10 protein-coding genes are annotated in these 14,135 nt (G+C 70.8%); 6 read left to right on the top strand and 4 right to left on the bottom strand.

The window, feature by feature from the left end; translation table 11 throughout:
• Positions 1–471 (top strand): RNA polymerase sigma factor (locus tag ACFWGJ_RS32060; protein ID WP_387331697.1); only part of this gene is annotated, 471 nt, incomplete at its 5' end.
• Position 472: 1 nt separating this feature from the next.
• The gene (locus ACFWGJ_RS32065) at positions 473–1,390 is read left to right on the top strand and encodes a hypothetical protein (RefSeq protein WP_387331698.1); all 918 of its coding nucleotides are present in this window, start codon (positions 473–475) and stop codon (positions 1,388–1,390) included.
• A 100-nt stretch (positions 1,391–1,490) separates the two neighbouring features.
• On the opposite strand, the gene ACFWGJ_RS32070 is transcribed toward ACFWGJ_RS32065, so the two are convergent.
• Positions 1,491–4,808: a S8 family serine peptidase gene (locus ACFWGJ_RS32070; RefSeq protein WP_387331699.1), complete on the bottom strand. Its 3,318-nt coding sequence runs from the start codon at positions 4,806–4,808 to the stop codon at positions 1,491–1,493.
• Positions 4,809–5,039: 231 nt separating this feature from the next.
• Between ACFWGJ_RS32070 and ACFWGJ_RS32075 the strand changes: the two genes are divergently transcribed.
• From ACFWGJ_RS32075 to ACFWGJ_RS32085, 3 genes are all read left to right on the top strand, one after another.
• On the top strand, positions 5,040–5,510 hold the full coding sequence (locus ACFWGJ_RS32075) for an NUDIX hydrolase (RefSeq protein ID WP_387331701.1): 471 nt from the start codon (positions 5,040–5,042) through the stop codon (positions 5,508–5,510).
• Between the two features lie 271 nt (positions 5,511–5,781).
• On the top strand, positions 5,782–7,539 hold the full coding sequence (locus ACFWGJ_RS32080) for a TIGR03767 family metallophosphoesterase (RefSeq protein ID WP_387331703.1): 1,758 nt from the start codon (positions 5,782–5,784) through the stop codon (positions 7,537–7,539).
• 289 nt (positions 7,540–7,828) lie between these two features.
• Positions 7,829–8,992 carry a serine hydrolase domain-containing protein gene (locus tag ACFWGJ_RS32085; RefSeq protein WP_387331705.1) on the top strand — a complete coding sequence of 388 codons (1,164 nt, stop codon included), beginning with the start codon at positions 7,829–7,831 and terminating at the stop codon, positions 8,990–8,992.
• Between the two features lie 59 nt (positions 8,993–9,051).
• Here the strand turns inward: ACFWGJ_RS32085 and ACFWGJ_RS32090 are convergent, their stop codons facing one another.
• Together ACFWGJ_RS32090 and pepN are read right to left on the bottom strand one after the other, a co-directional pair.
• Positions 9,052–10,098 (bottom strand): hypothetical protein, encoded by a 1,047-nt coding sequence (locus ACFWGJ_RS32090; RefSeq protein ID WP_387331707.1) that lies wholly within the window; start codon positions 10,096–10,098, stop codon positions 9,052–9,054.
• A gap of 332 nt (positions 10,099–10,430) precedes the next feature.
• Entirely contained in the window at positions 10,431–13,010 is a 2,580-nt protein-coding gene (pepN, locus tag ACFWGJ_RS32095; RefSeq protein WP_387331708.1) for an aminopeptidase N, read from the bottom strand.
• A gap of 175 nt (positions 13,011–13,185) precedes the next feature.
• On the opposite strand from pepN, the gene ACFWGJ_RS32100 reads away from it, so the two are divergent.
• Positions 13,186–13,842: a DsbA family protein gene (locus ACFWGJ_RS32100; RefSeq protein ID WP_387331710.1), complete on the top strand. Its 657-nt coding sequence runs from the start codon at positions 13,186–13,188 to the stop codon at positions 13,840–13,842.
• Positions 13,843–13,876: 34 nt separating this feature from the next.
• Here the strand turns inward: ACFWGJ_RS32100 and ACFWGJ_RS32105 are convergent.
• Positions 13,877–14,135 (bottom strand): hypothetical protein (locus tag ACFWGJ_RS32105; protein ID WP_387331712.1); only part of this gene is annotated, 259 nt, incomplete at its 5' end.

Below are 14,135 nucleotides of genomic sequence, written 5' to 3' on the forward strand. Positions count from 1 at the left end.
GCGCTTGGGGTGCGGGCCGTGCACGGGCTCGGGGGCGTGCCGCACCCGCACCGGCCGGCCGGGGTGCAGCAGGTCCGTCTGCGGCTCCTGGAGCGGGCGGCGAGCGGGGCCGAGGCGCCGCGTGACGTGTCGGCGTGGGCGGCGGTCGTCGCCTCGAACCTGGCCATGGACTGGCACCGGGCCAGGCGCCGGCAGGAGCGGATCGGTGAACGGCTGGCCTCGCTGCGGCCCGCCGGGCACACCGGGGGCGACTCGGGCGAGGAGACGAAGGTGCTGTCGCTCGCGGTGGCCCAGGGCCTGGACGAGCTGCCCGAATCCCAGCGGCAGATCCTCGTGCTGCGCTTCTACGCCGACCTGCCCGTGCGGGGCATCGCCGAGGAGCTCGGCATCCCGGAGGGCACGGTCAAGAGCAGGCTGCACTCGGCGGTCCGCGCGCTGCGCACCCGCCTGCACGAGGACGAGGTGGTGTGACATGCCCGAGTACGGAGGAGCCGAGTACGAAGAAGCCGCGTACGAGGGCATCGACGCGCTGCTCGCCGCGCTCACGGACGAACCCCTGCCCGAGAGGGCCCGCGACGACGCGGGTTTCATGGCGGAGCACCGGTCGGCCGTCGCGGACGTGGCCCTGCTCAGGGAACACCTGCGGATCATGGGCGACACCCTGGCCGACGCACCACCGGCCGACGCACCACCGGCCGACGCACCACCGGACGGCGGACTCCCGGCCGCGGCGACGGACCCCGGGCGGCCGGGGGACGGCCGGAGGGCGGGGCCGTCCCGGGCGTCCGCGCCGCTGAGGCCGCCGGGAGCGCCCAGGCAGGGGGCGGGGCCCCGGAAGCCGCACCGGTCCCGGCGCTACGCGGGAGCGGCCATGGGCGCCCTCGTGATCGCGGCGGGCACGGCGCTCCTCGGCGGCCTGGTGTGGCTCGGCGTGCAGGGAGGCGGCGCGGGGGGCGCGGACAGCGACGCGGGCTCCAAGAGCGACTCGTCGGCCGCGAAGAGCGAGGGCGGCGGGGACGGCGGGGGCGACACGGCGGCGTACCCGCCCGAGATGCGTCTCGCGTGCTCCCGGATCCTCGCCGAGGGGACCGTGCGGAGCATCACCTCCGCGGGTGAGGGGGACGTACGCGTCGTTCTGAAGGTGAAGCGCTACTACCGGCCCGAGCAGTCGGCGGCGGACCACCCGACGCTCGCCGTCACGCTGCCCGAGGAGGCGCGGGAAGACCTGAGGACCGGCACGTACACGCTGGTGCGGGTGCCGCTGTATCCGCGGGACCGGCCGGACTACGAGACCGGCCGGGGGATCGCCGATGCCCGTAAGGAGATCGTCGAGGCCCTGCCGGGGGCGCGTGGCATGGAGTGCACGGGACCGGAGGGCGGCGGGGGCTGAGCGGGCCCGAGAGGGGGAACGCGGAGGGCGGGCGCCCGGTCGAACCGGACGCCCGCCCTCTGTGTCAGTGCCTGCCGCAGGGGTCAGTGCCTGCCGGAGACTACGGCGTGACCTTCTCGATCAGGACGCTGCCCGTGCCGGCCGCGGTGCCCCGCGCGTTCACGAGCTGCACCCGCCCGAAGAACGTCCGGCCGGCCGGCGGCGCCGCGTTCGCGACGACCTGCGCGGTGACCGACGTCGAGGCGCCGGTGGCGAGCTTCACCGGCGTCGCGGCGACCTCCACCTGTCCGAGCGACGGCGCGAAGTACACGTCCAGGTAGTCGTACGCGGTGGTGCCCGCCGGGACCGAGTAGCCGGCGACCAGCACGGTGTACGTACCGGCGGCGGGCGACGGCACGGAGACGGCCTCCTCCGAGTCGCCGTCCGCGGACGAACCGACCTCGTTGCCCTGCGCGTCGTAGACGGACAGGTCGAGGTCGGCGGCGGCGTCGGAGACGTTGCCGATGCTCACGTCGAGCGACTCGGCGCCCGCGGGCACGTCCACCGTGACGGTGTCCGTGGCGCCCTGGGCGATGGTCGGCCGCGTGCTCTTGGAGGAGCCGAGCGGACCGCCCTTGAGGGAACCGTCGACCGCGGCGAGCTTGTTCGTCACCTTCCAGGAGGCCGGGGTCGGCGTACCGACCTTGGCGTCGGGGACGGTCACGACGGCCGGGTCGAACTCGGCGCCCAGCACCTCGACGTTCAGCTTGTACGGGTTGTCGAGCAGCGGCGACGTACGGCGCGACTCGACCTCGATCTCCCAGACGCCCGGCTGCGGGTCGCTGTAGGACCGCAGGTCGGGGCGGCAGCCGTTGCCGTCGAGGTAGTTGTTGTAGCAGTACGGCGTCGACGTGTTGTCGACCGGGACGCCGTACGGGTGGATGGCGATGAACCGGGTCTGGCTCCCGGTCTTCAGCCCGCCGATCGCGACCTCAAGGTTCTTGGCGCCCTCGGGCACGGTCACGAAGTACGACGTGGAGGAGTTGCGCTGGACCTTGCCGGACGCCGCGTAGGCGTACTTCTGCGCGGCGGCCAGCGGCGCGGAGACCACGACGGTGGTGAGGACCTGCTTGTCGACGCCCTCGGTGCGCGGGTCGTCGACCTCCAGGATCGCGCTGGTCAGACCGGCGTTCTCGGGCCTGGCCTCGACCTTGACCGTCACCGGCTTGTTCAGCGGCAGCGAGATCTCGTCCTTGCCGACGATCCGGAACGTGTGGTCCCGGTTGTTCTCCAGGCTCAGCTCGTGCCGGATCGCACGGTCCGCGCCGGTCGTACGGGTCACGGTGACGTCGTACGTCTTCTTCTGGCCGGCCTTCAGACCGCCCTCGCGGTCGTAGAGGCCGGTGCCGAAGCCCGGGGTCTTGAGCGCGAAGTCGATCGCGGTGTCGACCGGGGCCTTGACCGTGTACTCGTGGGCGGTGGCGCCGTCACGGATCGACTTCCAGGCGTCCTCGATGTCGATGAGGCCCGCGCCCTCCGCGTACGCCTGCGTGCCGCTGATGTGGTCGGCGGTCGAGGTCAGCGCGGTGCGCAGCTTGGCCGGCGTCAGGTCGATGCGCTTCTGCTTCGCGGCGCTCAGCAGCAGCGCGGACGCGCCCGCGGCCTGCGGGGACGCCATCGAGGTGCCCTGCAGCATCGAGTAGCCGGGCGGCAGGGAGTAGCCCGCCTCGGCGACCGGGCCGCCGGGGAACCAGGTCTGCGTGGTGTTGATGGAGGCGCCGGGCGCGGTCAGCGTCGGCGTGAAGCCGCCGTCCTCACGCGGGCCGCGCGAGGAGAAGGGCAGCATCGCGTACTTCTTCTCGACGGCCGAGCCGTAGTTGGACGCCCAGGTCTGCTTGGAGATGGACGCGCCGACCGAGATGACCTTGTCGGCGAGGCCGGGGTCGCCGATCGTGTTGGCGCCGGGGCCGGAGTTGCCGGCCGAGATGACCAGCTGCACGCCGTAGGTGTCGATGAGACGCGTGTAGAGCTCGGCGCGCGCGTTGTTGCCGTCGTTGAGCGCGGGCAGACCGCCGATCGACATGTTCACGATGTCGACGCCGCGGTTGGCGACGAGGTCGATCATGCCCTCGGTGAGCGCGACGTTCGTGCAGCCGCCGCTCCAGGTGCAGGCGCGCGAGGAGACGAGCTTGGCGCCGGGCGCCGCGCCGTTCATCTTCCCGCCGAACAGCTTGTTGGCGGCGGTGATGCCGGCGACGTGCGTGCCGTGCTCGGACTCGATGATGCCGATGTTGACGAAGTCGGACTTCTTGCCGACCCAGTCACCGCCCAGGGGGTCCATCGGGACGTCCTTGCGGATCTCCACGACGAACGGCACGCGCTCGGCGATCTCGGTGGCCGGGTCGTCGGTACCGAAGTAACCGATCTGGTACCCGTCCTTGTACGGCTTCATCGGCGCGTCGTCCGTGAAGTCGTTGTTGTCGTTCAGGTCGACGCGGACCGTCCCCGCGGCGGCGTCGTAGAGCACGCCCCAGCTGTCGGTCGTGTCGCCGTCGCGGTTCAGGTCGCCGTTCGCGTCGCCGCCGGTGGACGCGGACTCACGGAAGCGGCTGACCGCGTAGTTCCCGGCGGGCGCCTTCCAGCTCTCGCCGTCGTAGGTGAAGACCGGGCCCGAGCGGGCGTTGACCATCGCGCGCCAGGTCGCGTCGCCGTCGACCAGCGGGTCGGTCGCCGTCACCCAGTCGACGATCTTGCGTTCGCCGGTCGTCGTCTTCTGCAGCGCCGGGTGCGCCACGTCGACACCGGAGTCGAGGATGCCGATGGTGATACCGCGGCCGTCCGCCTTCGGGTTCTTCTTCACGAAGTCGACGGCACCCGTCTCGAAGGACGGGTTGTACGGGTTCTCGGCGGGGGTGTTCCTGCCGGGCGCCGGGTAGGTTCCGGCGGTCGGGGTCTTCTTGGCGCCCTTGGCCCGGTCGCCCGACGGGGTCGGGTCGTCCAGCTCGATCTCCTGGCGCAGGTCGATGCCGTGCACGGAGGAGAGCTTGGAGGCCGCGGCGATGGCCGACTCGGCCTTGGCGGTCGGGACGGTCGCGCGGACGTAGCCGAGCTTGTCGTAGGTGCGGCCGACCGAGCCGCCCTTCACCGCGTCGAGCTGCCCTGCGACCTGTTCGGTCTGCCCCGGCGCGGTGGCGATCATCATCGTGACGTTCTTGTCGCCGGACGCCTGCGCCTCGGCGAGGAGGTCGGCGTCGGCCGAACCGAGCTTGCCGCCGGCCGACTTGACCGGTGTGCCGGCGGGGGTGCCCGGGTCGTCCGCGGAGAAGGCCATGGGTATCGGCCCCGCCGCGGAGAGGGCGGCCACGAGTCCGGCGGCGACGGCTATGCGTGCCGCGCGTCTCGCCCCGCTGATCGGAGCGCGCTGAGAGTGGAGGGTCATCAGCATCCTTGTGAGTAAAGGAAAAGTCCGTTCACGATCGGATCGACGTCGGACCGATCGCGTCAGTCCGGAATGTGAACCCGGATGACCGCTCAGCTTTACGTAAGAAACGGAAGTTTGGGGAGAGCTGACCGTGACGTGAACTGTTCATGGCGTAATTCCGCCATACGTCATGGGGCCGATCTCCGGCCAAACCGGGACGTGCGGGTGTCCCTGTCGTAACGTCTGGCCATGCGCAAGGAGTTGAGGGTGGCGGCCTACGCCGTGTGTGTGAGCGACGGGCGGATGCTCCTCGCCCGCTGGGTGGCACGGGACGGCAGCAGGCGGTGGACCCTGCCCGGCGGCGGCATGGACCACGGCGAGGACCCGTACGACACCGTGATCCGCGAGGCCGAGGAGGAGACCGGGTACACCGTCGAACCGGTCACCCTGCTCGGCGTCGACTCGATCCTGCGCACCTATCCGCGCCGCGTCGGCGCCGCCGACTTCCAGGGCCTGCGGATCGTCTACGAGGCCCGGGTGACCGGCGGCGCACTGCGCCACGAGTCCGACGGCTCGACCGACATGGCGGCCTGGCACCCCCTCGACGAGGTGCCCGCGCTGGAACGCGTGGGACTGGTCGACGTGGGACTCGCCCTGTGGCGGGAGCGCCCCGGACCCGGCCGGGTGACCGGCATTCCCGAACACCCGGCGGACACCTGAGAACATCCGGCCGCCACCTGACAGAGGGCTGCGGAACCTGCCCCCTACCCCGCCAGATGAACGTGGAGTGACCGGCTCGCCTCCGTTCGAGGAGGGCTCGGTGGACGCGGAGGGTAGTCCAAGATCGACGTACGGCGATCGGCGCTGCCCGTTGCCGCCCAGTTAACGCGCAGGTCACCCCCGGTGCCAACCATCAAGTACGAGCGGGAAGTTCGCGTCAGCGGACCGACCGCGACCACTGCTGACGCGCCGCACCAGGGGAGACCGCGCCATGTCGCGCATACGCTCTGTCGCCACCGCCGCTCGTGACCGCCGCGCCTTCCTGGCCGCCACCGGGGCGGTGTCCCTCTCCGCGGGCATCGGCTTCGCGCTGCGCCCGGGAACGAGCGAGGCCGCCACCCACACCGCCGCCACCCAGGGGCAGCCCGTCGCCGTCTCCCGCAGGGCGCCGGCCGCACCCCTGGCCCCCTACACCCGGGGCACCACCCTCTCGACCATCGCGACCGCACGCCCGGGCTCCGGCTACCGGCGGCTCGGCGACGGACCCGCCTGGTCCCGCGTCGTCCGCGGCGACCTGGCCGCCCCGAAGTCCGGCCGGGACGGGCGGCGCACCGCCCTCGCCGCGTTCGTGCAGTTCACCGACCTCCACCTGGTCGACGTACAGCACCCGCTGCGGTACGAGTACCTGCGCGCCCAGACCGCCAGCGCCTGGCGTCCGCAGGAGTCCCTGTCGGTGGCCGGTGCGGTCTCGCTCGTCGAGCGGGTCAACGCACTGCGCGGCGCCCCCGTCACCGGCTCCCCGCTGCACTTCGTGATGACCACCGGCGACAACACCGACAACAACGCCAAGACGGAACTGGACTGGTTCCTGAAGGTGATGAGCGGTGGCCGCATCACCCCCAACTCCGGTGACCCGGCCCGCTACGAAGGCGTCCAGAACAGTGACCTCAAGCTGTACTGGCAGCCCGACGCGGCCCTGCGCGACGCCGACAAGCAGCTCGGCTTCCCCCGGATCGAGGGCTTCCTCGCCGCCGCGATCCGCGAGGTACGCAGCCCCGGCCTCAACCTGCCCTGGTACTCCACGGTCGGCAACCACGACTCGCTGCCCGGCGGCTGCTACGCGCCCGGCGACTCCTTCTTCGCCGAGTTCGCGGTCGGCGGCAGGAAGCTGATGACGCTCGACGAGTCGGTCGGCACCGCCATCTGGAAGAACGTCAAGAAGGGCGGCGACCCCAAGGGCGCCGGTTTCAAGGAGATGCTCAAGTCCCAGACGCGCAGGATGCGTTCGGTCACCCCGGACGAGGCCCGTGCCCCCTTCACCCCCACCGAGTACCTCCAGGCGCATCTCGACCCGGCCCACGCGGGCGTCGGCCCCGTCGGACACGGCTACTCGCAGGCCAACCTCGCCGCGAAGACCCAGTACTACACGTTCCGGATCGCGGACGACGTCCTCGGCATCAGCCTCGACACCACCGACCCGGGCGGCCACTACGAGGGCTCGATCGGCACGGCCCAGCTGCGCTGGCTGGAGCGCACGCTGAAGGCGGCCCAGAAGAACAAGGAACACGTCATCGTCTTCAGCCACCACACGAGCAAATCCATGCGCAACCTCCGCGAGGACCCGGCGCACCCGGGGGAGCGGCGGCACGGCGGCGACCAGGTGCTCTCCGTGCTCGGCGCCCACCGCCCGGTGCTGGCCTGGGTGAACGGCCACAGCCACAAGAACGCCGTCACCCCGCACCCCGGCCCCGACGGCCGCTCCTTCTGGGAGGTCTCCACCGCCTCCCACGTCGACTTCCCGCAGCTCGCCCGTGTGATCGAGATCGCCGACAACCACGACGGCACGATCTCCCTGTTCACCACGCTGATCGAGTCCGCGGCCCCCCACGACACGGACTTCACGGACCTCTCCCAGACAGGCCTGGCAGCCCTGTACCGAGAACTCTCCTTCAACGCCCCAGGCGCCCGAACGGACCTGAGCGGAACCCCAAAAGACCGCAACACGGAACTGCTACTGAACAAGGCCTGACCGGCTTTCCAGGGGCGCAGCCCCAAGGGGCGCGGGGAACGGCGCAGTCTTTTGTCTTCAGGGGCGCGGGGAACGGCGCAGTCTTTTGCCCTTAGGGGCGCGGGGAACGGCGCAATCTTTTAGGGGCGCGGGGAACTGCGCGACCAGCCGCAACGCACCCGCACCCGACACACAACCCCCCGACCCCCACACAACACGGCCGAATCCGGCCCAACCACCCCAGCCGAAGGCAACCCACACCGCACCCACCAGGTCCCTCCCGTCGGCATCACGACGAAGGGACCTCACCATGTCACCCCGCACCGCACGTGCAACCCGCCTGGCCCTCACCACCGCGGCAACACTCGCCGCAGCCGCGCTGGCGACCCCCGCGGCCCTGGCCGACTCGCCCCCGGCGAGAGATCACGGCGCGACCCGACGCGCAATGGACGCAGCCGTCGAGGCCGGAGTCCCCGGAGTCGCAGCCCAGGCCGACAAAAACCGCACCACCTGGAAGGCCACCGCGGGCGTAGGCGACCTCAGGACGAAGAAGCCCCGCTCAGCGAAGGACCACTACCGCGTGGGCAGCATCACGAAGACGTTCACCTCGACGGTCGTACTCCAGCTGGAAGCGGAACGCCGCCTCTCCCTGGACGACACCGTGGACAAGTGGCTGCCGGGAGTGGTCAGCGGCAACGGCCACGACGGCCGCCGCATCACCCTGCGCCAACTCCTCAACCACACGAGCGGCATCTACAACTACACGGCGGACGACACCTTCGCCCGCACGTACTTCCTGAAGGACGGCTTCTTCGAGCACCGCTTCGACCACCTGCCGCCCCGCGACCTGGTGAGGATCGCGACGTCCCACGCGCCGGACTTCGCGCCGGGCACCTCGTGGAACTACTCCAACACCAACTACGTCCTGGCCGGCATGGTGATCGAGAAGGTCACCGGCCACTCGTACGGCGACGAGATCCGGCAGCGCATCATCGAACCGCTCGGCCTGAACGGCACCCTCGTCCCGGGTACGTACCCGAAGGTGCCGAAACCCAGCAGCCGCGCGTACGGAAAGCTCGCCGAGACGGCCACCGGCCCGACCTACGACGTCACGGAGCTGAACCCCGCCCTGGCCTCCGCGGCGGGCGAGATGATCTCCGACTCGGGCGACCTCAACCGCTTCTACTCGGCGCTGCTGCGCGGCAGGCTCCTGCCGGGGAAGCAGCTCGCCGAGATGAAGACCACCGTCAAGGTCGCGGAGATCCCGAACGCCGGCTACGGCCTCGGCCTCATCGAGCGGAAGCTGAGCTGCGGTGTGGTCGTCTGGGGCCACGGCGGAGGCATCCACGGCTCCAACTCGGAGGCGGTGACGACGGCGGACGGCCACCACTCGCTCGCCTTCAACTTCAACGGCGACTGGTCGGGAGACACCGACGCGGTGATCGAGGCGGAGTACTGCCCGCAGCCGAAGTAGCGACGGGGGCCGCCGGACACCCGGCGGCCCCTCCCCTCCTGGCGCTTCCCTCGCCCTCCCTACCGGGGCAGCACCACCACATAGGCCGCAGGATCACGGTCCCCCGACGCCATCAGAGCCGTACGGACGACGGTCGCCTGCTGTTCCATCGAGTCGCGCAGCTTCTTCGGCGTGACGTGGACGACCGTGATGCCGAGGCGCTCCAGGTGCTCGCGCTTGCGGGCGTACTCGGACCACATCGCGTCGTCGTCCTGGCGCGGGGCCCGGGTGTCGAGTTCGAGGGCGACGGCGTGGTCGGGCCAGTACGCGTCGAGGCCGCCGAGGAGCGGGCCGCCGGGCAGCCGGAGGTCCACGTTCCAGACGGGGTCGGGCAGACCGTGTTCCGTGACCAGGCGGTACAGCCGGTCCTCGGCGATGGCCCGGCCCTCGGCGAGGAGGGAGTCGACGGCGTCCACCACATGCGGCCGGCTCAGCAGCCGGGCGTGCGTCAACTCCCGTACGACCGCGGCTGGTTCGCAGTGTCCGCCGCGCACCGCCTCGGTGAGCAGTCGGCGTACGACTCCCGCGTCCGTGATGTCGGCGACCGCGTCGGCCAGCGCACGCGGCACGGGCGCCACGGGGATACCGCCGACTTGCACGGGCTCCGGCATGCCCGGCGTACGGACGATCCGGACGCAGCCCGTCGAACGCAGCCGTCGCAGCCGTGGGACGAGGACGTCGACGCGGTCCAGGGAGAGCAGCGGGGGAGCGGCCGCGAAGCGGTGCAGGGCCAGTGCCGCGAGGCCGGTGATCATCGCGTCGGCGTACCCCTGCGGGGCGTGCGCTTCGGCGGCGCCGGGCTGGGCGGGGACGGCCGGTTCCGCGACGGGGCAGCGGGCCGCGTACATGAGGACCGCGTGCAGCCGCTCCTCGCTGGTGGCCGGCCCCGGGCGCAGCAGGTAGACCCCTGGCAGGAGCTGCTGCCAGGAACCGCCCGGCCGGCACTGCGCGTTGATGTCGGCGGTGCTGACGCCCCGCGCCCGCAGCTGCGCGGTGGTCATGACGCGCTGCTGGGCGTCGGACAGGTGGCGGAGGGGCCGGGGGGAGAGCGGGGTGTTGTGGTTCATGACCTCGAATCTGCCGCGCCTGATCCGCTGCCTAACCGCTGTTACAAGCCCGTCGTCAAAACCGGACAACCTCGCCCTAAAGTCCACCCCGCGAACTGCCGAAACCCCCTGGTCGGTCAAGGGGTCACGGCACCGATTACCCAAATTCCGTAACTGTTATGGACGCCCCCAAGGTCAACACACAAAGCCCCGTCCCCCGTTAGGGGCACCGCCAGGGGCGCGGGGAACGGCGCAGTCTTTTGTCTTTCAAGGGGCGCGGGGAACGGCGCAATCTTTTAGGGGCGCGGGGAACTGCGCGACCAGCCCCCACGCACCCGCACCCGCACCCGAACTCAACCCGCGGCAGCCCCATCACACGCCTGCCCCCGCAAGGCCCGCCCGAGGTCGTCCCGAGCCTCAAGCACCAACCGCCGAAGCGCAGGCGCAGCCTCCCCATGGGAGGCAAGCCACGCATCGGCAGCGGCCAAGGTCCCGGCAGAGTCCTGCAGCGAGGGGAACAACCCCCGCACCACATCCATCCCGATCTGGATCGACCGCTCCGCCCACACCCGCTCGATCACATCGAAGTACTTCGACGCGTAGGAAGCGGTCAGCTCCCGGTGCGACGCCTGCGCGAACCCCCCGATCGTCGCCTCCACCAGCGCGTTGGACAGCGAGTCCGACTCCACCACGGCGGCCCACGCCTGCGCCTTGACCGCCGCGGACGGACGGGCGGCCAGGCACCGCACCTGATGCCGCTTCCCGGACGCGGTGTCGTCACGGGCCAGCTCCGCGGCGAGCACGGACTCGTCCGCAAGACCGTGCGCGGCGAGCGGTTCCAGGAACGCCCACCGCAGCTCCTGGTCCACCTCAAGCCCGTCGACCTTCTCCGTCCCCGCCAGCAGCTCCCGCAGCAACCGCAGATCGTCCTCGCCGGAGGCGACCGCCGCGAAGAACCGCGCCCACGTCAGCTGGTGCTGGCTGCCGGGCCCGGCGGAGCGCAGTTCGCGCAGCGCGCCCTCGGCGAGCAACTGCCCGCCGGTGGCCCGCCACTCGGGCGCCACGTAGAAGGTGAGTGCGGAGTTCGCCCACGCGTGGAGCGTCTGGAGCACGCCGATGTCCGACTCGCGGCCCGCGAAGCGCAGCACGAGGTCGACGAAGTCCCGCGCGGGCATGAGCGCGTCGCGGGTCAGGTTCCACAGCGCCGACCAGCACAGGGCGCGGGCGAGCGGGTCGGTGAGGTCACCGAGATGGGCCCGCAGCGTGTCCAGCGACCCCTCGTCGAAGCGGATCTTGCAGTACGTGAGGTCGTCGTCGTTGACGAGGACCAGCTCGGGGGCGTCGGCCCCGGCCAGCTCACCGACGACCGTGCGCGGCCCGTCGACGTCCACCTCGGCGCGCGCGTAGCGGACGAGCGGACCGTCCGCGCCCTCGCGCCGGTAGAGGCCGACCGCCACCCGGTGCGGCCGCAGCTCGGGATGCGACTCGGCCGCCTCCTGGAGGACCGCCAGCTCGCTGACACGGCCGTCCCCGTCGAGAAGGACCTGGGGCGTGAGGGAGTTGACGCCTGCGGTCTGCAGCCAGGACCGCGACCAGGCCGCCATGTCCCGCCCGCTCGTCTCCTCCAGGACCGACAGCAGGTCACCGAGGCGCGTGTTCCCGTACGCGTGCCGCTTGAAGTAGCGGCGGGCGCCCTCAAGGAACGCGTCCCGTCCCGCGTAGGCCACCAACTGCTTCAGGACGGCCGCGCCCTTGGCGTACGTGATCCCGTCGAAGTTGAGCTTGGCGTCCTCCAGGTCGCGGATGTCGGCCGTGACCGGGTGCGTGGACGGCAGCTGGTCGGCGCGGTACGCCCACGCCTTGCGGTTGTTGGCGAAGGTGACCCAGCCGTCGGTGAAGCGGGTCGCCTCGGCCATCGAGAACGTGCCCATGAAGTCCGCGAAGGACTCCTTGAGCCACAGGTCGTCCCACCACACCATGGTCACCAGGTCGCCGAACCACATGTGGGCCATCTCGTGCAGGATCACGTTGGCCCGGCGCTCGTACGACGCCTGCGTCACGTTGCCGCGGAAGATGAACTCCTCGCGGAAGGTCACACAGCCCGGGTTCTCCATCGCGCCGAGGTTGTACTCCGGCACGAACGCCTGGTCGTACTTCCCGAACGGGTACGGGTAGTCGAAGTGGTCGTGGAAGAAGTCGAGGCCCTGCTTGGTGACCAGGAAGACGTCATCGGCGTCGAAGTACTTGGCCAGACCCTTGCGGCAGAGCGCGCCGAGGGGGATCTCCAGCCGCGTCCCGTCGTCGAGGACGCGCTCGTACGAGTCGGTCACATAGTGGTACGGACCGGCGACGACGGCCGTGATGTACGTCGAGATGGGCTTGGTCTCCGCGAACTTCCACACCCCGTCGGTCAGATCGCCGACGCCGTTGCTCCACACCACCCAGCCTTCGGGGGCCCGCACCTCGAAGCGGAACGGCGCCTTGAGGTCGGGCTGCTCGAAGTTCGCGAAGACGCGCCGGGAGTCGGCCGGCTCGTACTGCGTGTAGAGATAGACCTCGCCGTCCTCCGGGTCGACGAAGCGGTGCATGCCCTCACCCGTGCGGCTGTACGCGCACTGGGCGTCGACGACCAGTTCGTTGTCCTCGGCCAGGTCCTCCAGGAGGATGCGGGAGCCGTCGAAGACCGCGCCCGGGTCGAGGTCCCTGCCGTTCAGCGAGACGGCCGTGACGCTCGGCGCGATCAGGTCCGCGAAGCTCGTGGCGCCCGGCTCCGCACTGCGGAACCGGATGGTCGTCACCGACCGGAACGTACGCGGCTCGGTGTCGGTCCCGCCCACCGCGGAGCGCAGGTCCAGGGACACCTCGTACTCCTCGACGGACAGCAGTGCTGCCCGCTCGCGGGCCTCGTCGCGGGACAGATTCTCACCGGGCACGGGCGGCACTCCCTCGTGGCGTCATGGGTACATGATGGATACGTGTGAACAGGGCCGATCCTGCCATGTGCCCCTGACGGCGGGCACCCGGGAATGGCACGAGTGACCGATCGCGTTGAACCTGAGTCCGGTGTCACACAGCGCCGGGCTCCGGTGTCCCTCAACGAGGAGAAGCATGTCTGAGCAGACTTCCGCCAAGACCCCGGTCGACTTCTGGTTCGACCCGCTGTGCCCGTGGGCGTGGATGACCTCGCGCTGGGTCCTGGAGGTGGAGAAGGTCCGGGACATCGAGGTCCGCTGGCACATCATGAGCCTCGCCGTACTGAACGAGCCGAAGCTGGACGAGCTGCCCGACGAATACCGCGAGCTGCTGTCCACCAAGGCCTGGCAGCCGATCCGCGTGGTGACCGCGGCCTGGCAGAAGCACGGCGACGACATCCTCGGCCCGCTCTACACCGCGCTCGGCAACCGCATCCACAACGACGGCCAGGGCCCGACGCGCGAAGCGATCGCCGGCGCGCTCGACGAGGTCGGCCTGCCCGCGGACCTCATCGACTACGCGGACCAGGAGGACTTCGAGTTCGACGCCGAGCTGCGCGCCTCCCACAAGGAGGGCATCGACAAGGTCGGTCAGGACGTCGGCACGCCCGTCATCGCGGTCCCCGGCGCCGACGGCGAGCAGATCGCCTTCTTCGGCCCGGTCGTCACCCCGGCCCCCAAGGGCGAGGAAGCGGCGAAGCTGTGGGACGGCACGCTGCTCGTCGCCTCGGTGGAGGGCTTCTACGAGCTGAAGCGCACCCGCACGAAGGGCCCGGACTTCAGCAACCTGTAGTCCGGCACCGCGGTCCGGCGCCGGCCGGTGGACGTCACTCCGGCTCGGGCAGGCGCAGGGGCTCCTGGAAGGGCTTCTTGTTGTAGTACTTGCGAACGTTGCGGCACTGCTTGGTTCCGTCGCCCAGCGGGGCCAGGCACACCATGTACTCATCCACGTTCTTCAGATCCAGTTCCTTCTTGAGCCAAGCCGTTTCCTTGGGCTCCAGGAAGCGGTGCTCCTCCTCAGGGCTCTTGCAGGTGATGCAGCTCCTCATCGGCATCCCGCAAGAATCACCCGGAGCCCCCCATACC

Source organism: Streptomyces sp. NPDC060205 (assembly GCF_042728395.1).
In the GTDB taxonomy this organism is placed as follows: domain Bacteria; phylum Actinomycetota; class Actinomycetes; order Streptomycetales; family Streptomycetaceae; genus Streptomyces.

What these genes read in the sequence shown, in the direction of transcription:
- ACFWGJ_RS32090 (WP_387331707.1), bottom strand. Translation starts at nt 10,098, where the DNA reads ATGAACCACAACACCCCGCTCTCCCCCCGGCCCCTCCGCCACCTGTCC.
- ACFWGJ_RS32065 (WP_387331698.1), top strand. Translation starts at nt 473, where the DNA reads ATGCCCGAGTACGGAGGAGCCGAGTACGAAGAAGCCGCGTACGAGGGC.
- ACFWGJ_RS32085 (WP_387331705.1), top strand. Translation starts at nt 7,829, where the DNA reads ATGTCACCCCGCACCGCACGTGCAACCCGCCTGGCCCTCACCACCGCG.
- ACFWGJ_RS32100 (WP_387331710.1), top strand. Translation starts at nt 13,186, where the DNA reads ATGTCTGAGCAGACTTCCGCCAAGACCCCGGTCGACTTCTGGTTCGAC.
- ACFWGJ_RS32075 (WP_387331701.1), top strand. Translation starts at nt 5,040, where the DNA reads ATGCGCAAGGAGTTGAGGGTGGCGGCCTACGCCGTGTGTGTGAGCGAC.
- ACFWGJ_RS32080 (WP_387331703.1), top strand. Translation starts at nt 5,782, where the DNA reads ATGTCGCGCATACGCTCTGTCGCCACCGCCGCTCGTGACCGCCGCGCC.
- ACFWGJ_RS32070 (WP_387331699.1), bottom strand. Translation starts at nt 4,808, where the DNA reads ATGACCCTCCACTCTCAGCGCGCTCCGATCAGCGGGGCGAGACGCGCG.